The organism is Microbacterium sp. oral taxon 186 str. F0373 (assembly GCF_000411455.1).
In the GTDB taxonomy this organism is placed as follows: domain Bacteria; phylum Actinomycetota; class Actinomycetes; order Actinomycetales; family Microbacteriaceae; genus Microbacterium.
In genome coordinates, this window is record NZ_KE150458.1 from 362,452 (window position 1) to 382,255 (window position 19,804).

9 protein-coding genes, 1 tRNA gene and 1 pseudogene are annotated in these 19,804 nt (G+C 67.4%); 8 read left to right on the plus strand and 3 right to left on the minus strand.

Going from position 1 to position 19,804, the window contains the following annotated elements:
• Nucleotides 1–357: 357 nt before the first annotated feature.
• Nucleotides 358–1,419 carry an aminotransferase class V-fold PLP-dependent enzyme gene (locus tag HMPREF1529_RS11845; RefSeq protein ID WP_016465003.1) on the minus strand — a complete coding sequence of 354 codons (1,062 nt, stop codon included), beginning with the start codon at nucleotides 1,417–1,419 and terminating at the stop codon, nucleotides 358–360.
• A 48-nt stretch (nucleotides 1,420–1,467) separates the two neighbouring features.
• Between HMPREF1529_RS11845 and HMPREF1529_RS11850 the strand changes: the two genes are divergently transcribed.
• Nucleotides 1,468–2,430: a LysR family transcriptional regulator gene (locus HMPREF1529_RS11850; protein ID WP_016465004.1), complete on the plus strand. Its 963-nt coding sequence runs from the start codon at nucleotides 1,468–1,470 to the stop codon at nucleotides 2,428–2,430.
• Between the two features lie 96 nt (nucleotides 2,431–2,526).
• Nucleotides 2,527–4,041, plus strand: coding sequence for a glutamate--tRNA ligase (gltX, locus tag HMPREF1529_RS11855; protein WP_016465005.1), 1,515 nt, complete (start codon nucleotides 2,527–2,529; stop codon nucleotides 4,039–4,041).
• 18 nt (nucleotides 4,042–4,059) lie between these two features.
• On the opposite strand, the gene HMPREF1529_RS16425 is transcribed toward gltX, so the two are convergent.
• The gene (locus HMPREF1529_RS16425; protein ID WP_269634124.1) at nucleotides 4,060–6,153 is read right to left on the minus strand and encodes an ArnT family glycosyltransferase; all 2,094 of its coding nucleotides are present in this window, start codon (nucleotides 6,151–6,153) and stop codon (nucleotides 4,060–4,062) included.
• Nucleotides 6,154–6,287: 134 nt separating this feature from the next.
• Between HMPREF1529_RS16425 and HMPREF1529_RS11865 the strand changes: the two genes are divergently transcribed.
• From HMPREF1529_RS11865 to HMPREF1529_RS11890, 6 genes are all read left to right on the plus strand, one after another.
• Nucleotides 6,288–6,359 (plus strand) — tRNA-Gln (locus tag HMPREF1529_RS11865).
• Between the two features lie 192 nt (nucleotides 6,360–6,551).
• The gene (locus tag HMPREF1529_RS11870; RefSeq protein ID WP_016465007.1) at nucleotides 6,552–6,752 is read left to right on the plus strand and encodes a helix-turn-helix domain-containing protein; all 201 of its coding nucleotides are present in this window, start codon (nucleotides 6,552–6,554) and stop codon (nucleotides 6,750–6,752) included.
• Nucleotides 6,745–7,950, plus strand: a complete 1,206-nt coding sequence (locus tag HMPREF1529_RS11875) for a tyrosine-type recombinase/integrase (RefSeq protein ID WP_016465008.1) — start codon at nucleotides 6,745–6,747, stop codon at nucleotides 7,948–7,950. Before HMPREF1529_RS11870 ends, HMPREF1529_RS11875 begins: the two co-directional genes overlap by 8 nt.
• A 524-nt stretch (nucleotides 7,951–8,474) precedes the next feature.
• Nucleotides 8,475–11,912, plus strand: a complete 3,438-nt coding sequence (gene mobF / locus HMPREF1529_RS11880; protein ID WP_016465009.1) for a MobF family relaxase — start codon at nucleotides 8,475–8,477, stop codon at nucleotides 11,910–11,912.
• A gap of 96 nt (nucleotides 11,913–12,008) precedes the next feature.
• The gene (drmD, locus tag HMPREF1529_RS11885; RefSeq protein WP_232212122.1) at nucleotides 12,009–15,158 is read left to right on the plus strand and encodes a DISARM system SNF2-like helicase DrmD; all 3,150 of its coding nucleotides are present in this window, start codon (nucleotides 12,009–12,011) and stop codon (nucleotides 15,156–15,158) included.
• The gene (locus HMPREF1529_RS11890; RefSeq protein ID WP_016465011.1) at nucleotides 15,158–19,243 is read left to right on the plus strand and encodes a DNA methyltransferase; all 4,086 of its coding nucleotides are present in this window, start codon (nucleotides 15,158–15,160) and stop codon (nucleotides 19,241–19,243) included. The genes drmD and HMPREF1529_RS11890 overlap by 1 nt, the downstream gene beginning before the upstream one ends.
• A 9-nt stretch (nucleotides 19,244–19,252) precedes the next feature.
• Here HMPREF1529_RS11890 and HMPREF1529_RS16345 read toward each other — a convergent pair.
• Nucleotides 19,253–19,804: pseudogene (locus tag HMPREF1529_RS16345) on the minus strand (SAM-dependent DNA methyltransferase); the annotation flags it as partial.

Consider the following 19,804-nt stretch of genomic DNA (forward strand, 5'->3'; position numbering starts at 1 on the left):
CGGCGTAGTTGGGGCGGCTTGCGGCGCGGGGCATGCCGAGGAGATGGCGGACGCCGAGGAGATGGCGGATGCCGAGGACGATCTGACACGGAGCGGTCATCTGATCCCGACATCTCCGCGGAATCGGCGTCGTGTGCACGCCCAGCGCAGCGTGCCCGCGCCAGCGCGTCCCAGCCGATGCCGGCGCCGACTCCCGTGCCGGCTGGTCCCGCTTGCGTGCCGTACTCAGTCTGGGCGGTGGCGGCGGGTCTCGGCATCCGCGTGATTCCGCGGGTGCAGGCGGTCGGTCCTCGCGCGCAGACTGAATACGGCCCGTCCACGCCGTGCGGCGGGGGAGAGAACGCCGTCGCTTCGAGGTCAGCGGCCGAGGGCGGCGACGGCTCGCTCGACGTCGTCGTCGTCGTTGAACACGTGGAACGCGACGCGGGCGCGTCCGTTGCGTCCGGATGCCGTGATGCCGGCCTCCTGAAGGCGAGCGAGGTCGGCGCCGTCGGGGTCGACCCAGGTGACGATCGCCGTGGGTGTCTCGGGGTCGTCGAGTCCGGTCTGCGAACGGAACGACGCGGCGAGACCCGTGACATGCGCGTGCACCTGGTGCATGCCGACCCGTGCGAATGCGCGCAGCGCGGGCTCGGCGCCGACGAAGGCCTGCCACGCGGGGGAGACATCGAAGCGGCGAGCGGATGCGGCGAGTTCGGCATCGGCGCCGTAGCACGACGACCACGGGTCCTCCCCGGCGTACCACCCCGCCTGAACGGGCGTGAGGGAACGGGCATAGTCCGCGCTGAGCGCCATGAAGGCCACCCCGCGCGGGCAGCACAGCCACTTATAGGCGTGGCAGAGCAGGGCGTCGACGCGCGCGGCGTCGACCGGCATCCATCCGACGGCCTGCGTCGCATCGCACACGACGCGCGCACCGACCGCGCCGGCGGCGTCACAGATGACATCGAGATCGGCGACGTGGCCGCACGCCGACTGCACGAGCGAGAAGGCGACGAGGTCGATCTCTTCCGAGATCGCGTCGGCCAATCGCGACAGCGGGGCGGTGCGAATCCGGATGCCGCGACCGGCGTGCACGAAGGGGAGGACCAGCGACGAGAACTCGTGCTCGGGCACGAGCACCGTTGCCTCGGCAGGCAATGCTGCGATCAGCAGAGACAGCTGCACCGACGTCTGCGAGCCGATCGCGACGCTCGCGGCATCGACGCCCACCAATGACGCGAATGATGCTCGCGATGCTTCGACCGCGCGGCTGTACCCGGCGATGTCGGGGTGCCCCTCGAGATCGGCGGTGACGGCGCGACGGGTGGCGCGCATCGGCAGACCCGCCGTGCACGCGGCGAGGTAGCCCGCGGCCGTGCCGAACTCGGCACGAAGCGCGGTGAGGGGGTCGGCGGGTGCGGCGAGGGCAGTGACCATGCGTCCAGCCTGCCGTCGAGCCATGCATAGATCTACGGCAGGTATTGGATGAAAAACATGCCGTGGGATGATGAATGGGTGAATGACGCCACCCCGGAGTTCGACGTGCAGAGCCTGCGGACCGTGCGGGCCATCGCCGACACCGGCTCCATCACAGCCGCTGCGGCCTCCCTGGGATACAGCCAGCCCGCGATCAGTCAGCATCTGCGCCGGTTGGAGGCTCGTCTGGGTGTCGCGATCGTCGAGAGGGTCGGGCGGGGCGTGCGGCTGACCGAGGCAGGGCGGGTGCTCGCCCGCCACGCGCCGGCCGTCACGCATGCGTTCGACGCGGTCGCGGAAGAACTCGCCGAGCTGAGGGGATTGCGCACCGGCGTCGTTCGTCTGGTCGCCTTCCCTTCGGCATCGCCCGTGCTGGTGCCGCGGTTGCTCGCTTCGCTTGCGGCATCCCACCCTGGTCTCACGCTCACCTATGTCGAGGCGGAGCCCCCGGAGGCGGTGGAGGCGATTCGCGAGGATCGTGCCGACATCGCGCTGACGTTCAGCTACCCCGGGGACCGCGACGATCCGCATGGGTCGAGCGCGCGCGGACTGATGGTGCGCAGTGCCGGGCGTGACGATCTGCTGCTCGTCCTGCCGGCAGGTCACTCCGGCGTCGAGAGCGTCTCCGAGCTGGCTGAGCAGACGTGGATCGCGGGGTGTCCGCGCTGTCGCGGGCACCTCTTGGAGTTGTGCGATCGAGCGGGGTTCGATCCGCGCATCGGGTTCGAGACCGACAACGCCGTCGCCGTCGAAGGCCTCGTCGCGCAAGGCCTCGGTGTGGCGACGCTTCCGCGTATGGCGGTGGACTCTTTCCCGACCCTGCCCGGTGTGCAGACGTCGCCGCTCCCGTCGGCGGAGGCGCGCGGCCTGCACATCGTCACGGCGCGCGACGCCGAGCGCGTACCGTCGGTCAGCACGGTTCTCGCTGTGCTGGGTCGCGAACTGGCAGCGGTCGCGGGCGCACGCTCGTGATGCGGGCCCGGGACGTGACGTCTTGTGGCACCGCGCGGTCGTCGTCACCCGACGGTGACCACAGGGTCACGTCGCCCGCGGCCTAGACTGGGATGGATGTCTGCCGCGATCCATCCCCGAACCACCACCGCCACCGGAACCGACGTCCGTGTGCGGTTCTGCCCTTCGCCGACGGGTCTGCCGCACGTCGGCATGGTCCGCACCGCGCTCTACAACTGGGCCTACGCGCGGCACACCGGCGGCAAGCTGATCTTCCGTGTCGAAGACACCGACGCCGCCCGTGACAGCGAAGAGAGCTACCGGCAGCTCGTCGACGCGCTCACCTGGTTGAAGATCGACTGGGACGAGGGTGTCGAGAAGGGCGGCCCGCACGAGCCGTACCGCCAGTCGCAGCGCCGCGAGATCTACGCCGGAGTTCTCGAGACGCTGATCGCCTCAGGCGCCGTCTATGAGTCCTACTCGACGGCGGAGGAGATCGACGCCCGCAACGAGGCCGCCGGTCGTGCCAAGCAGCTCGGTTACGACAACTTCGACCGTGAGCTCACCGAGGAGCAGAAGGCCGCCTTCCGCGCCGAGGGGCGCGAGCCCGCGTGGCGTCTGCGTGTGCCCGACGAAGACCTCACCTACGTCGACCTGATCCGCGGCGAGGTCACCTTCCCGGCCGGCTCCTTCCCCGACTTCGTCGTCGTCCGCGCCGGCGGCCAGGCGCTCTATACCTTCACGAACCCGGTCGACGACGCACTCATGGGCATCACCCACGTGATCCGCGGCGAAGACCTCATGCCCTCCACCGCGCGTCAGCTCGCGCTCTACGGGGCGCTCATCGACGCCGGCGTCACCGATTTCATGCCCCGATTCGGTCACATGCCCCTGGTCCTCGGCGAGACGGGCAACAAGAAGCTCTCCAAGCGCGACCCGCAGGCCGACCTGTTCCTGCACCGTGAACGCGGCTTCATCCACGAGGGCCTGCTGAACTACCTCGCGCTGCTCGGCTGGTCGATCGCGGCGGATCGCGATGTGTTCTCCCTCGACGAGTTCGTCGCCGCGTTCGACATCGTCGACGTGAACCCCAATCCCGCCCGCTTCGACCAGAAGAAGGCCGAGTCGATCAACGGCGACCATATCCGCATGCTGGATGCCGAGGACTTCGCCGACCGCCTCGTGCCGTATCTTCACGCCGCCGGCCTGATCGAGAACCCCCCGACGGCGGCCCAGCAGACCACCCTCGACGTCGCTGCACCTCTCGTGCAGGAGCGTATGCAGCTGCTCGGCGAGGCTCCGGGGCTGCTGGGCTTCCTGTTCCGCGATGACATCGCCTACGAGGACGATGCGCTGAAGGGGCTGCCGGCCAATGCGGGGGAGGTGCTCGTGGCATCCGTTGGAGCACTCGAGCTGGTGCCCGAGCACGACTTCACCGCCGCTGCGGTGCAGGACGCGCTGTCGGAGGCACTGATCGACGGTCTCGGGCTGAAGCCGCGGATCGCCTACGGCCCCCTCCGGGTCGCTGTCAGTGGACGACGGGTGTCCCCGCCCCTGTTCGAGTCGATGGAGCTGCTGGGCAAGGCGGAGTCGGTGCGCCGCCTCGGCGCGCTGGTTCAGCACCTCGGCTGAGCCGGGAGCCGCGGCGCATCAGGCGCCGCAGGAGTAGAGGCCCGAAATCGGGGCGTCCATGACTTCGGTGCAGTTCGCCACGACCCACGTGCGGATCTGACCGGCCGCGGTGCTCGCGCTGTCGGTGCCGCCGAGCCCGCCCGACGGCCCTCCGCTGCCTCTGAATCCGCCAAAGCCACCGCCGTTGCCGGCGATCACGTATCGCAGTTGCCCGTCGGCTACGAGCGTCTGGAACGTCGCGAGCGTGGGGGCAGGATCGCGCTCGTCGAAGCCGCCGATGGGGAGGAACGAGCCACCGTCCGAGGCGAGGATCAGCGACGCCGCGCTCTGCGCCCCGAAGGTCGCCGCCAGGTACGCGGTGCCCTGCTGGTGCTCCTTCAACCAGGCGACGGTGCCGACGGCAGGCGTTTGCGCCCCGCTCGGCGAACCCGAGAAGCCGACGGAGCCCCGGGTGAGCGCACCGCCGCCGTTCGCGCGCCCGCGCGTGCCGGCGTCGGAGGGTCCGCTCTCGCCGTTAGATCGAGAGAACCCGTCGCCACGGTGGCCCGCGCCGAACGGCGCCGAGCCGCCGCCGGTGCCGGACACGCCGGGCCCGCCGGTGCCCGCCGATCCCGGGGCGCCGCCATGCGCACCGGCTCCGAAGCCCCCGGCGCCGCCGATACCGGACACGCTGGCCACGCCCGCGGCCGTCGGGTTGGTCGAGTTGGGTGACCACATCGTCACGACGGCCCAGCTCGCCGGCGTCAGCAGCAGGGCGATCACGCCGATCACGGCGGTCAGTCGCCGTGCGTGTGCGCGGCGGTGATCCATGACGACGGCGATGACGGCGGCGACCGCGATGAGAGCCTGTACCACCGCGACCGGCAGCGAGAACGCGGCGCCCGGATTCGATGCGACGCTCAGGCTGATGATCAGCGCCGTCGTCGCCGCCACTGCCGGCAGCGCGATCTGCGCCCACAAGACGCGACGTCGCCGGGCCTTGGCGAACGCGGCGCCGATCAGCAGCGCCATGGGGACGGCCATCGACGCCGTGTAGAACTGGTGCATGCCGGCGACAAGCGAGAACATCGCGGCGAACGTGACGAACCACACGGCTGCGAACACCAGCAGTGGCAGGCGCACGCGCAGTGCGACGAGGATCACGATCGCGAGGACCGCGGTTGGGATCATCCAGCCGATCTGATCGGCGAGTGAGCTGTTCAGCAGTCGGACGGCCGACGGGTTCCCCGAGAACGGGGGAGTGAACGAGCGGTACGCCGTGGTGTCGGCGGTCGTGTCGCCGAACCTGCCGAGTCCGTTGTAGCCGAAGACCATCTCCCACGGGTTGTTCGTCAGCGTGCTGCCGACATAAGGACGGTCGGATGCCGGCACAAGCGAGACGGCGATGATCCAGCTCAGTGAGAGCACCAGACTGAGCGTTCCGGACACGGCGAGGTGCCACACGCGGCGCCACCACTGCTGCCGCGTGCACAGGTAGGCAGCGGCGAGCGCGGGCCAGACGGCCCATGCCTCGAGCATGTAGGTCTGGAATCCGGCCGCGATGAACACGCCCGCAAGCATCAGCCATCCGAAGCTGGCCCGGCGCAGCGCATGCGTCGCCGCCCACGCCGTCAGAGCGAGCGCGAGCACGAAGAACGTCTCCGGCTGGTTGGAGCGCGCCACCGCGACCAGGATGGGAGTCGTGGCGACGACGGCCCCGGCGACCAGACCGGCGGTCACCCCCGCCCAGCGCCGAGCGGTGATCGCAGTGACCACGGCGGCAGTGGCGGCGGCCAGCGCGTTGGGGATGATGACCGCGGCAGGAGAGAAGCCGAAGATGCGGACGATGAGCGCGGGGATCCAGAACGATCCGGGGATCTTGTCGAGAGTGAGGGTGCCGGCGGGGTCGAAAGAGCCGAAGAAGAAGTTCGGCCAGCTCCGGCTCATCGACAGTGCGATGGACGCGTAGTAATCCGACATCGAGCCGCCGACGCCCCAGGTCGTCAGCACGGCCGCGAACACGCCCAGGGTGAGGAGCGACCAGTGCCAGGGCGTGCCGAACCGTCGCCGGGCTGTCGCCTGGGCGCGGACGGACGGGAGCGGAGCGGCGGAAGAAGCGGGGAGCGCGGTCACAACGGTCACGGTAGGACCGCTTCACCTGCGGCGTCGTTGTGCCAGCTATGAGACTGCCCGGACGGCACTCGGTTTGGACTCGGTCGCGGCGTGGGCTAAGCTAGACCCTCGGTACGACTTCGGTCGTCACCCCCTGGGGTATGGTGTAATTGGCAACACGGCTGATTCTGGTTCAGTTGTTCTTGGTTCGAGTCCAGGTACCCCAGCAACGAATCGCTAGAGTTCTCTAGGAAGTCCGGCTCCCTCCTCACTCCGTCGAGTGGCACGATCTGGCGTCTGGTGACCAGATTCGTGACCAGAACCCCCCCCCCGGGGCGCTTTTCGTGGTCCTCTCTGCCGATGAGGTACGCACTCGTCCCCGATGGTTCGCGTGGGTACGCGCTACGCACCTGTCTGGCATGGAAGCTCATGTACGCATCGAGGTCGAGCCCGCGTTCCTGACTCAGGCCGAGGTCGCCGTGCTGCTGGGCGTGCCCGAGCGCACGCTCGAAGGCTGGCGACTCACGAAGTCCGGGCCGCCGTGGCTGAAGCTCGGCCGGCACGTCAAGTACGACCGCGACGACGTGCTCGCCTGGGCGCGTGAGCAGCGTCATGGCTAGGCCGAAGATCGCCGCAGGCGAGCTCGGCCTGGTGCAGGTGAGACAGCTCACGAACGGCAAATGGCGGGCACGCGCCCGGATGCGCAACGACTCCGGCGAGCTGGTGCAACTCCGCGCCGAAGGCGCTACCGAGGATGCAGCCCGCGAAGAACTGCTTTCACGAGCGAAGACGATGACGACGCACACGAAGGCCATCGTCACCGCCGGATCGACCATCGCGGAGGCGGCCGAGGCATGGCTGCCGACGGTGAAGGTGCGCGCCGAGAATGGCACACTGTCGTGGTCGACATACGAGAACTACGAGACCACCGTCCGTCTCACCCTCGTCCCCGTCTGCGGTGGCGTCACGCTGGAGGCACTCACGGTCGGCCGCTGCGACCGGATCATCCAGAACCTCCTCGCCGACCGGGGCGTATCCGCAGCGCGGAAGGCCCGCTCGGTGCTCTCGCTCATCTGTGGGTTCGCCGTGCGCGACGACGCGATCCCGACGAACCCGGTACGCGACGTCACCCGACTGCCGACACCGGAGAAGAAGACCGCGATGCTTACCCCGCAGCAGATCGAGGCGATCCGCGATCTTATGACCCGCTGGCGCGAGACGGAGGGCATGGGGCCACGCCCGAACTGGCGGGCGCTCGTGGACGGCATGGACATCATGCTCGGCACATCCGCGCGTGTTGGCGAGTGCATCGGGCTCCGACGCTGCGACGTCGACATGACGACGGCTCCGCCGACGATACTGATCGACGGCACGATCATCCAAAACAAGGTGCAGGGCATCCAGCGCAAGAACGCCCCAAAGCGCACCCGTCAGCGCCGCCGCGTCGCGCTCCCCGCCCTTGCAGCCGACGCCGTGCGCCGCCGACTTGCGCGCGCGGAGCGCCGGCCAGAGGCGCTGCTGTTCCCGACGAAGACCGGAAAGCCGATGAGCGTGTCCAACTACGAACGGCTGCTCCGCTCGTTCATCGACGACAACCGCGACGACCTGGTGCGCCTCGGGGTGGAGGTCGATGAGTACTCGACGCACATCTATCGCCGCACCACCGCCACCCTCGTAGAGCGTGCCGCGGGGATCACGATCGCGTCTCGCTTGCTCGGGCACGCGAACGAGATGATCACCCGCAACAGCTATATCGTCACCGCGGAGCAAGTCGATGTCGTGACTGCCGACATCCTCGATGCGATCCTGGGGGAGTGATCGAAGTAACGGCATAAAGCACACATCTAGTGCTCAAAGCGAATCGGAGCTACTATATGTGCTGTGCTACCGGGTGGTGCCAGGGTGCCATCTTCCTAGAAGACGCTCCGGTGGTGCCGATTCGGCGCCACCGTGGTTCACTTGTAACCGACCTTTTCCCAGGTCGCACGGTCCCGCCGAATCGGCGGCACCGTCAAGAGCGCGGATTTACCCAAGGCCATGCGGCGGTGCCACGGTCGCACCACCGCTACGGTTCATCCCAGAACACGAAAGCACTCCGGGCACGGTGCTGCCACAGTGGCGAAACCGTAGGCACCTCTATGAGCCGCTCGTCACGATCGCGAGATCCTCGCGATCACTCGACTCATCTTCCTGAGGAGCCATCTCGCAACACGCAATCCCCGCAATGCCGACCTCTGGCCACATGAAGTAGCTCGTCCTGCTCCACATCATTCATGGACGTATGCCACCGCTGGTGGGGCGTGCGCACCTTTCTCATGAGATGACTCGTGAGGAGGCCCGAGATGAAGGGCGGCGTGATCCTGTTCCGCGGTACCGGCACGGCCGCGCGCCGCTACCTGGAGTCGGACCGGTCCACCGCGGACGAGTACTACCTGGAGGGCGGCACCGCTCTGGCGGAGTTCAGCGTCACCGACGCCGCGGGCGAGGTTATCCAGGTGCGGACGCTCGACCCGGAGCAGTACGCCGCATGGGTGGACTGGACGGACCCGATCAGCGGCACGTCGATGGGAACCCCGCGAAACGCAGGGGAGGGGAAGCGCGGTTCGCCGAGGTTCGCGGAGATGCTGATCAACGCCCCGAAATCCCTCTCCATCGCCGCAGCACTCCACCCGGAGGTCTCCGACGCGCTCGAGGCCGCGCAGCGGGACGCGGCTGCGGAGATCCGCCGGTGGCTGGCCCAGCACTCGGTCACCCGCGTCGGTCCTCGGCACGCGCGGGAGATTGTGCTCGTGCAGCACTTGCAGACCGTCGTCGTCGCGCACAAGACCAGCCGTGCCGGTGACCCGCATCGGCATATCCACTTTCAGATCGGCACCCGCGTCTACGCGGCAGGAAAGTGGCGCGGCCTGGACACCGCGGCTCTCTTCAAGCAGCAGGGCGCCATCCGCGCCCTCGGCACCGCCGTCATTGCTGCGCACCCCCAACTCGCCGCAGTGCTTGACGCGCATGGCCTCACGCTCGATCCGGTGACCGGTGAGGTCGCGGAACTGGAGCCGTACAACGCGGTGATGTCGAAGCGGGGCGCGCAGGTCGAACGCAACCTTGCCCGGTTCGAAGCGGGGTGGGATGCTGCGCATCCCGGCGAGGAGCCTGGCCCGGTCGTGCGGGCGAGGCTGAAGGCGAAGGCGTGGGAGTACGAACGCCCGGGGAAGAAGCCCGCGGTGCTCGGCAGCGAAGCCGGCTGGCGCGCCGAGCTCAAAGACGCCGGGTACAGGCCGGACGCGCCACGCGTGGGGCGGCCTGTACCCGTCGCGCTGGACGAGCTGCGCATCGAGGAAGTCGCGTCGCGCGCATTGGACCGGTGTGCGGCAGGCAGCTCGGCATGGACGGTGCACACACTGCGCGAGCACGTCATCCGCGTCACGACCGAGCACGGCGTCCAAGCCACACCCAAAGAGCTGCGGGACTTCGTGCAACTCGCAACGCACCTCGCGGCGGAGGATTGCTTGTCCGTGCTCCCGCCCGGTGCGCCGATCCCGGAGCACGTTACGCATCTCACGTCGCTGCGCGTCGTCGCTGCCGAGACGGAACTGCGCGACCTGCTCACCGCACGCGCGGAGAAGTCCAACCAGCGCGTGCCGGGCGTATACGGCCTTGCGATGCGGGCGGGCCTGGACGATGAACAGGAGCGGGCGGCCGCCGTCGTCGCATCCGCCAACCCGCTCGTTGTGGTCGAAGGCGCCGCAGGGGCGGGTAAGACCACGATGCTCAAGACGGCCATCGCCGCCGCAGCCGCGGAGGGCCGTGAGATGCGGGTCGTCACGCCGACGAAGAAGGCCGCGGACGTCGCCGCCCAGGACCTCGGCATCCCGACCGACTCCGTCGCCGCGCTTGTGTACGCGCACGGGTTCCGGTGGAACAGCCACGGTGTGTGGACGCGCCTCAGGCCCGGTGACGCCGATCCCGAAACCGGAAGCACCTACCGGGGGCCGGTGCAGGAGGCGCGTCTTGCGCGAGGTGAGCGGATCGTCGTCGACGAGGCAGGGATGCTCGACCAGGACTCCGCCGTCGCCCTGTTGCAAGTCGCGGACGAGGCCGGGGCGACTGTCGCGCTCGTTGGCGATCGTGCGCAACTCCCCGCGGTCGGACGCGGCGGCGTGCTCGACATCGCCGCCCGCCTCACCCCGGTGGTCGTGGACATAACGAGCCTGCACCGCTTCACCGACGGCGTGTACGCGACGCTCACGCTCGAGCTGCGGCAAGGCCGCAACCCCGCTGCGATCTTCGATCGTCTCAATGACCTCGGCTTCATCGCTCTGTACGACACCGACGACGATGTGCGGGGGACCATCGCCACGACGACGAGCACGGCGGACGCGATCACCACCGCGACGAACGACGAGGCGCGGGTGCTGAACGAACGCATCCGCGCCGAGCGTATAGGCCGCGGTGAGGTCGATGACGCACTGACGGCGTCCGGCAGCGACGGGCTCCCCATCGGTGCCGGGGACGTGATCCAGACCCGCCGCAACGAGAGCACGGTCGGTGTCGCCAACCGGCAGACCTGGACCGTCCAGCACGTCGCCCAGGACGGCGCCCTCAGCGTGGTCGAGACGGTGAGCGGGCGCAAGCAGCACCGCACCGTGACGCTGCCCGCAGAGTACGTGACTGAGGACGCGCACCTGGCCTACGCGGTCACCACCTACGGTGTCCAGGGTGCGACCGTCGATGCCTCGCACACGATGCTCACCGATGCGCTCGACGCGGCAGGTGTCTACGTCGCCATGACCCGCGGCCGCAACACGAATACCCTCCACATCGTCGCCACCGACCTCAACGATGCAAAGCAGCAGTTCGTCGACGCCCTGGCCCGCGACCGTGCCGACCGCGGCCTGACCGACGCGACAGAGCGCGCCCGCGAAGCCGTCGCGGGCCTCGTTACGAACGGTCCGTTATCCATCGTGAACGCCGAACGTGAGCGGATTACTGAGCGCCTCACGAAAGCAGATACGGAGCGAGAGCATTGGGAGGCGGCAGTCGCGCAATTGCATGAACAGTCCGAGCGATACAAAGCCGAGTACGAGCCGCAGCGGGAACTTGCGGAAGCCGCGGATGCGAAGATTGCCGCCGTGCTCGTGGGCGTTGTCGAGTCGATGCTCCACGAAGCAACCACCGACGGTGCTGAGCTCCTGGCCGCGCAGCAGGACGTGTACGTGGCACATCGCGCTAAGGAGAACGCGTCCCAGTTCCGCAAGCGATCTGCCACCCGCGCCGCGAACAGCGCAGACGCCCGCCTCACTGCGGCGGAGCGGGTCGTGCATGACCGGTGGCAGAGCATTCCGCAAAGCGAGAGTAGCCTGTCCGCGTGGGCGGACGCAGCCTCCCAGCACCAGGCCGACGTCGCGCCCGAGATCGTCGAAGCACGCGCGGAAGCAGCGCAGGCCCACCAGATCGCCAACGAGACCGCCGTGCGCCAGTCGAGGGACCACATGGCCCTGTACGAGCGCATGCTCGGGTACCGCCGTCCGAGCGCGCTCGCCGCGCGTGTGAAGGCCTTGCGCGAACAGGCGGCGCAGGATCGCCGCTACCTCGCCCAGCTCGATGCGCTCCCACCAGACGAAGCAGTGCAACTCATCCACGAGCATACTGCCCAGGCCGAGGCGCAACGCCTGGCCACGGAAGAGGCGCAGAAGGCAGCAGAAGCCCGTGCAGCTCGATTCCGTCACGACCACCAGCGGCGGGATCAAGGGCCGAGCCGTGACGTTGGGCGACGCGTTTAGAGCAACCTGAATTGTGCGGTCAGGGGGCGCAGGCGGCGCTTCCTCGTCGGAACGTCGTATGTCTACGCCAGAATGTAGAGCGTGGCTGGGATGACGATGAGTGGGAATCAGGGGGCACCGACGTTGCCCGAACCGGGCCAGGTCGTCGAAGTTCGCGGCTCCACTTGGGCGGTTTCGAACGTCCAGGCGCAGGGGCTCCCGCGCAGCCCTGCCGACGAGGCAGTGGCGCAGCTCAGCCATGTCGTCGACCTTCAGTCGCTTGACGAGGGCAGCCTCGGCGTGCAGCTCAGCGTCGTGTGGGAGCTCGAAGTCGGCCACACCGTCACGCCCGCGCAGGGTCTCCCGGATGTGATCCACGCCGACGGGTTCGATCAGCCGGAGACGCTGGCCGGGTTTATCGACGCGATGCGGTGGGGTGCGGTAACGAGCGCTGACCCGAACCGCTACCAGGCACCGTTCTGGTCGGGCGTGAACGTCGAGGCGTATCAGCTTGAGCCACTGCGCCGTGCGCTCGGCGCGCCGCGGGCGAACCTGTTGCTGGCCGACGACGTCGGTCTGGGCAAGACGATCGAGGCAGGCCTGGTCATCCAGGAGCTGTTCCTGCGCCACCGCGCCCGCACCGCGGTGATCGTGTGCCCGCCGAGCCTGTCTCTGAAGTGGCAGGACGAGATGCGGGAGAAGTTCGGTCTGGAGTTCACGATCGTGAACTCCCAGCTAATGGCCGAGGTACGGCGCACACACGGTCTCCAGGCCAACCCCTTTCAGATCTTCCCGCGTGTGATCGTCAGCATGGCGTGGCTGTCGCAGATGCGCGCGCAGCGGCTGCTGCGCGACGTGTACTCACGGGCAAGCAACCCGAAAACCGGCAGCCGGTATGCGTTCGACATCCTCGTGGTCGACGAGGCGCACCATGTCGCGCCGTCGAGTCCGTCGACCGTCGCGGGTGGCCGTGGCTACGCCGTCGACACGCAGCGCACGGTCGCGGTGCGCCAGCTCGCCGAGAAGTGCGAGCACCGCCTGTTCCTCAGCGCGACTCCGCACAACGGCCACCCTGAGTCGTTCACGGCGCTGATGGAGATGATCGACCCGCGCCGGTTCGCCCGTGGCGCGCACCTCGACTCGAACGCGTTGAAGGATGTGACGGTCCGTCGTCTCAAGATCGACCTGTCGGGCAAGGGCTTCAAGAAGCGCAAGGTCAATGCGCTGCTGTTCGATCCCTCTGATGACGAGCAGAAGATGTTCGCGCTGCTCGACGAGATCGTCGCAAAGAGCGCCAAGCTCAACGGTACGAAGCCGACCGGCGATATTGTAACGATGCTGCTTAAGAAGCGTTTTCTTTCGAGCCCGTACGCGTTCGGCACCACTCTGGGCAACTACCTCGCCTCGAACACCAGCCGTGGGTTGTCGGATGACGAGTACGACGACATCTTCGGCGAGGGCCAGTCCGACGAGGAAGAGGGGCTGTGGGAGCAGGACGAGTCTGAGCGGCTGCGCGACTCGAAGGGCTCCGATCCGTTGGTCGGCGCAGAGTCGGGCCAGCTCGAAACGCTCGCGAACTGGGGCCTGGGCTATGAGAGCCGTGCCGATGCGCGCCTCAACGAGCTGATCACGTTTCTCGACTCGGTGTGCCGTCCCGACGGCAAGTTGTGGTCGAACGAGCGCGTCGTGGTCTTCACCGAGTACGCGGACACCGTCGAGTGGCTCACCCGGGTGCTGCGGCAGAATGGCTACACCGATGATCGACTTGCGGTGATCCAAGGGTCGACGTCGCCGGAAGACCGTGAGTACATCCGGTCGCAGTTCACCGCCGATCCGTCGAAGGAGCCGGTGCGGGTACTGCTGGCCACCGACGCGGCGGGCGAGGGCATCGATCTTCAGACCTACTGCCACCGGCTGGTGAACTTCGACATCCCGTTCAATCCGTCGCGCCTGGAGCAGCGCATCGGCCGCATCGACCGGTATGGGCAGGCGGAGGAGCCACAGGTCTACCACTTCGTGCCTGAGCGCGACTCCTCGACGTACGGCTCGGACCTCAAGTTCATGGAGATCATCGCCCGGAAGATCGCCCAGGTGGAGTATGACCTCGGCTCGGCCAACCAGGTCGTCGGTGCGGAGATTCAGGGTCACTTCGGCAAGCGCACAGCTCCGAAGGCCAAATCGAAGGGCGTCGACACCAACGGCGTCATCAACCAGGCGCTGGCTGGCGGCATGGAGCTGAACGCCCGGCTGACTCAGTTGGAGCAGGGCTACGACGCAACCCGTAGCGAGATGCACCTCGACCCGGCGAACCTGCGACGTGTCGTCGACACCGCGCTGCGGATCAACCACCAGTCGCCACTCGTGCCGAACTACGACTTCGCGCAGGACACCGACGCCGAGGTGTTCACGATGCCGACGCTGACGGCGGGCTGGCGCGACACGCTCCGCGGCCTCGACACCCGGCTGAACCCGGGCGAGTTGCGTCCAATCACCTTCGACCCGGATGCGGTCGACGGGCGTGCTGACCTTGTGTATGTGCACCTCGGGCACCCGATTGTGCAGAAGGCTCAGCGGCTCCTGCGCCGGTCGCTGTGGAGCCTCGATTCGACGCTGCGCCGAGTGACCGCGGTCGTCGTGGATGACTTGGAGGAGTCGTTCGTCGCCGCCGTCACGCGGATGGTGCTCGTCGGTCGCGGCGGCATCCGGCTGCACGAGGAGGTGTTCCTCGCGGGGGTGCGCCTGCGTGGCCGCCGTGTCATGGCCGAGGAGCGCGCCGAGGCCGCACTCGACACCGCGCTCGACGGCGAGAACCTCGTGCTCGCCGACACGCGGGTGCGTGATCAGCTCGCCGACATCTGGAACGTGCCGGATGCGCCACTGCGCCAGAGCCTCGAAACGGCGATGCGTGACCGGGCAGCACGCAAGCAGGCCCAGGTCACTGACCAGCTGCAGCGGCGTGAGGCCGCCGACGTGCAACAGGCGCGAGAGATCTTCGCCGCCTTCCGCACGAACCTGCGCGACTCGCTCGCCGGCCTCCGAGCACAGGAGGCCGAGGCCCAGGGGCAGCTCTTCACCGACCCCGACCAGGAACGCCAGTGGCGGCGCGACCGCGAGGCCATGCAGCGCCGCCTCGATGAACTCGATGACGAAGAGGCGCGCGAGATCGCCGCCATCAAGGACAGGTACGCCGACGTGAAACCCCACACCACAGCCGCCGCCGTGGTCTTCGCGCTCACCCGCGCCGACGCTGACGGGTGGCGCGACTGATGGCACGCCAACTCGCCCGAAATCGCCCTGTGAAGAGCGGCGCCGAGCTGCACCGCGCCTGGCTCGAACTTGTCGACACCGAGGGCCCGTTCCTGGCCATCTCGCCGCTCAAGCGGGTCTGGCCCGAGGGGATGCCGCAGCTCGCCGACGCACGGAAGGCGCACCTGGCCGACGCGCGCAAGGACTTTGAGTCCGCTTGGGAACGCTATGATCGTAGCTCCGACTCCGAAGTCGCGCTCGACACCTACCGCGCAGCCCGCGACAAGTGGATCGAGACCGTGCTACGTGACGTCGCGGGCTGGGCCGAGTCGCTCACCTGGGGCGAAGTGTCCGGAGTCGCCGCCCAGTCGCCGAACCGTGCGGTCACCGTCCACGCCCAAGCATCCCTCCGCGGAGACGACGCCATCGGCGCAATCGTGCACGTCATCGACCCGGTCGACTCGCTCCGCGAAGTGCCGGGCGACCTCTGGGCAGCGAATCCGGTCGACCGCGTCGAGGCGATGCTGCGCGAGAGCAAAGTGCCGATCGGCATCGTCACCGACGGCCGCTGGTGGGGCCTGGTGTGCGCACGCGATGGCGCGATGGCCGCGTCCGGCATCGTCGATGCCCTCACCTGGACCGAGGAGCCCCGCGCCCGCGACGCCTTCCTCGCAGTGATCGGACGCCAGTACCTCATCGGCGGCGACCCGGCCGAGCGCCTCCCGGTGCTGTTCGAGGAATCCGTGGCCGCGGCCGAAGAGATCACCGAGGCGCTCGGCGCGCAGGTGCGCCGTGCCGTCGAACTGCTCATCCAGTCGTTCTCCGAGTCTTCGGCCGACGCGAAGCGTCGCAGCCTGCCCGACCCGCTTCCGGGCCGCCCGCACGACAGCTACGAAGCCGCCGTCACGGTGATGATGCGCGTGGTCTTCCTGCTCTTCGCCGAGGAGCGCGGACTGCTGCCGCAAGGCGAGCTGTTCGACCAGGGCTACGGCATCGCCGGCGAACTCGACCAGCTAATCGCCCGCGAATCCGCCGAGAGTGAGGAAGCCCTCGACGCCACATCGCTCGCCTGGCACCGCCTGTTGGCCACCAGCAACGCCTTGTACAAGGGCGCGACGTTCGAGAACCTCCGCATGCCTGCCTACGGCGGCTCGCTCTTCGACGCGGCGCGATTCCCGTTTCTGACCGCGACGAACGAACTCGGCACCCTCGGCGTCACGGTCTCCGACCGGGTCATGCTGCACGTCCTGCGCGCGGTGCAGATCGCAGAGATCAAGGGCGAAGCCCGCCGCATCTCCTTCCGCGACATCGATGTCGAGCAGATCGGCTACATGTACGAGGGTCTGCTCGGCTATACCGCTACCGTCGCGCCTGAGCTCGTCGTCGGGGTCCTCGGCACGCGGGGCGAGGAGCCCGAGATCCCGCTCGCCAAACTGGAAGAACTCGCCGCGGCGCACAGCGACCGCAAGAAGCTCGCCAAGGCGATCCGTGCCTTCGTCGAGACCGACCAGCCCTCGGCCAAGCCCTCCTCCGAGGCCGCAATCGCCAAGGCCATCGATGCCACCGTCGACCCAAGCGTCGTCAGCGCCCTCACCCAGGCGGTCGGAGACGACCTTGACCTGCGCGAGCGCGTCAAACCCTGGCTCGGCCTGATTCGGCTCGACCTGCGCAACCGTCCCTTCGTCGTGCCCAAAGGCGCGTTGCTCGTCAAGGAAACACCATCACGAAAGAACGCCGGAGCGCACTACACGCCGAAGTCGCTCGCCGAAGACGTCGTGAAGTACGCCCTCGAACCCCTCGTCTACGCGCCCGGCGCGCACCAAACGGCCAACCGCGACGAGTGGAAGCTGAAGTCGCCCACCGACATCCTCAACCTCAAAGTCGCCGATATCGCTTGTGGCTCCGGCGCATTCCTCGTCGCTGCCGCCCGCTTCCTGGCCGACCGGCTCGTCGAAGCCTGGGTCAGCGACAACCCCGCTTTCGCGGGGCGCAAAGACCTGCACACCCTCGCGATCCGCGAGGTCGTCGCCCAGTGCCTCTACGGCGCGGATATCAACGATATGGCCATCGAGATGTGCAAGCTCTCCCTCTGGCTCGTCTCCCTCGACCGCGATCTGCCGTTCTCGTTCGTCGACGACAAGGTGTTCCTCGGCAACTCCCTGCTCGGACTCACCGACCTTCGGCAGCTCCGAGCCATGCACATTGACCCGGCCAGAGCCAACCGGGAACAGGGGATGCTCGACATCTTCGAAGTCGACATCGACTCGATCATCAAGCGCGCAGTCGAACTGCGCGAATCTCTTGCGTCACCCGTCGAATCGGACGAGAGTCCTGCCCGGTCCGGCGCCGCCAAGCGACGCCAGCTTGCCCAGCTTCGCGACGTCACGGCCGATCTGCGGAAGCTCGCTGACGGCATTATCGCTGCCGGGCTTCCGCTTGGCGGTAAGCCGGGAAGGCTGCTCGACGCTGCTTACGAGGACCTCCGCGAAGCGGCTCGAGAGGCGTATCCGCGCCGGAGCACGGACACAGCGGACGGCAGCTGGATTGATTCGATCATCGACCGAGGCCTCACCCCGACCGTCGAAACCGACTATGTCCGGTGGCAACCTCTGCACTGGGTCATCGAGGCCGCCGACGTCATGGCCGACCACGGCGGATTCGATGCGATCGTTGGGAACCCTCCCTTCCTTGGTGGGAAGAAGGTGAGTGGTGCTATGAGTAGCGAGGTTCGCGAGTGGCTCGTGAATCAGGTTGCCGGTGGTTCTAAGGGCAACGCTGATCTGGTTTCCTACTTCTTCTTGCGTGCGACGTCACTTTTGCAGGCGAATGGCACGCTCGGCCTCGTCGCGACAAACACCGTCGCACAAGGCGACTCACGAGAGGTGGGCTTGGACTCGATGGTCGCCAATGGCTTCGAGATCACACGCTCGATCCAGAGCCGGTCGTGGCCAGCGGCGAGTGCCAACCTGGAGTACGCAGCGGTGTGGGGAACGATCGGCGTCGTCGCCGATGCCGTGCCCCGCATTGCCGACGACATAGCCGTACGGCGCATCACTACCCTCCTCGAACCCGTCGGCCGGATCGAGGGCAAACCAGCGCGCTTGGCCGAAAACGCTGGCATCGCTTTCCAGGGTTGTGTCGTACTGGGGATGGGCTTCATCTTGCCACCCGCCCGGGCGCAAGAGTGGATTGCCGCCGATTCAAGGAACGCCGAGGTCCTCTTTCCCTATCTCAACGGAGAGGATCTGAACTCCCGCCCGGACGCCTCCGCATCCAGGTGGGTCATCGACTTCAACGACTGGCCAGAAGCGTTGGCTCACGAGTATGCGATCCCGCATGCGCGCGTTCTGGAGAGGGTTCGCCCCGAGCGTCAAAGACGAAAGCCGAACGGTGATTTCGTACTCCGGCGGCCGCTACCTGAGCGATGGTGGCAGTACGGCGATAAGCGTCCAGCCCTGCGCAAGGCGATCGCCGGGTTGTCGGAAGCGCTGGTCATCGCTCTTGTTAGCAAAAGCGTGATGCCCGTGCGAGTACCGACGGGCCAAGTCTTCAGCCACGCGCTCGGAGTCTTTGCCTCCGACAGCTACAGTGTGCAGGCAGTCTTGTCATCGAGCCTCCACCAACTCTGGGCGATCACCTATGGATCAGGGATGCGGAATGACCCTCGGTACACCCCTTCCGACGTCTTCGAAACTTTTCCACGTCCTGCGGGCACCGGCGGACTCGATATCGCTGGCCGTGCGCTTGATGCAGAAAGGCGCGAAATCATGTTGCGTCGGGACTTGGGTCTCACGAAGCTATACAACTTGGCGAATGACGCCGACCTCAGCAGCTCTGCGGACCCGGACGTTGCCCGTATCCGGCAACTACATGTCGACCTCGATCGAGCGGTGCTGCATGCCTATGGTTGGTCGGATATCGACCTGGGTCATGGCTTCCATACCTTTAGACAGATGACCCGGTGGACGGTGAGTTCAGCGGCGCGGGTTGAACTTCTTGATCGCCTCCTTGAAGAGAACCACAAGAGAGTTGCATCCGAAGGCTCAGGCAGGCGGGGCACATCGAAGACCGGCGCTGTGTCGGCGGGTAGGACGCTGTTCGAGTGACTGGGGTAATCAGTCGAACAGGCTTGTCTCGGCGTCAGCGACCTGCAGTTGGCGGCGCCCTTCGCGAGAAGTCCAGTCCGTCACCGCCGCGTGGAGGTGATTCGACTCCAGAAGTCGATCGAGTGCCTCGACGCGGCCGACTGGGTCAATCGTCCATCGTTCCATGTGCCGATAAGTGTGGAATCCGTGCGACAGCTCCACGTCATCCCATCCGTAAGCGGCCATGGTTGCCCGGTCGATTTCAATGTGGATCTCTCGCAGCCGGTCGACATCCAGGTCTCCGTGCACGGTGGAGTCGTTCACAAGGTTGTAGAGCTTCGTGAGACCCAAGTCCCGACGAAGCATGATCTCGCGTCGCTCATCGTGAAGCGAGCGACCCGCGTCGGAGAGTCGAGCGGTTGACGTCGGAAGTGGAAACGTCTCAAAGACATCTGACGGTGTGTAGCGGACCCGAGTCTCAAGCGTCGATCCATAGGTGATCGCCCAGAGTTGGTGGAGGCTCGATGACAAGACTGCCTGCACACTGTAGCTGTCGGAGGCAAAGACTCCGAGCGCGTGGCT

Bases quoted from the DNA above. Each gene is read 5' to 3' on its own strand.
- HMPREF1529_RS11890 (WP_016465011.1), top strand. From the start codon at position 15,158: ATGGCACGCCAACTCGCCCGAAATCGCCCTGTGAAGAGCGGCGCCGAG.
- mobF (WP_016465009.1), top strand. From the start codon at position 8,475: ATGAAGGGCGGCGTGATCCTGTTCCGCGGTACCGGCACGGCCGCGCGC.
- HMPREF1529_RS11850 (WP_016465004.1), top strand. From the start codon at position 1,468: ATGAAAAACATGCCGTGGGATGATGAATGGGTGAATGACGCCACCCCG.
- drmD (WP_232212122.1), top strand. From the start codon at position 12,009: ATGAGTGGGAATCAGGGGGCACCGACGTTGCCCGAACCGGGCCAGGTC.
- HMPREF1529_RS11875 (WP_016465008.1), top strand. From the start codon at position 6,745: ATGGCTAGGCCGAAGATCGCCGCAGGCGAGCTCGGCCTGGTGCAGGTG.
- HMPREF1529_RS11870 (WP_016465007.1), top strand. From the start codon at position 6,552: ATGGAAGCTCATGTACGCATCGAGGTCGAGCCCGCGTTCCTGACTCAG.
- gltX (WP_016465005.1), top strand. From the start codon at position 2,527: ATGTCTGCCGCGATCCATCCCCGAACCACCACCGCCACCGGAACCGAC.
- HMPREF1529_RS11845 (WP_016465003.1), bottom strand. From the start codon at position 1,419: ATGGTCACTGCCCTCGCCGCACCCGCCGACCCCCTCACCGCGCTTCGT.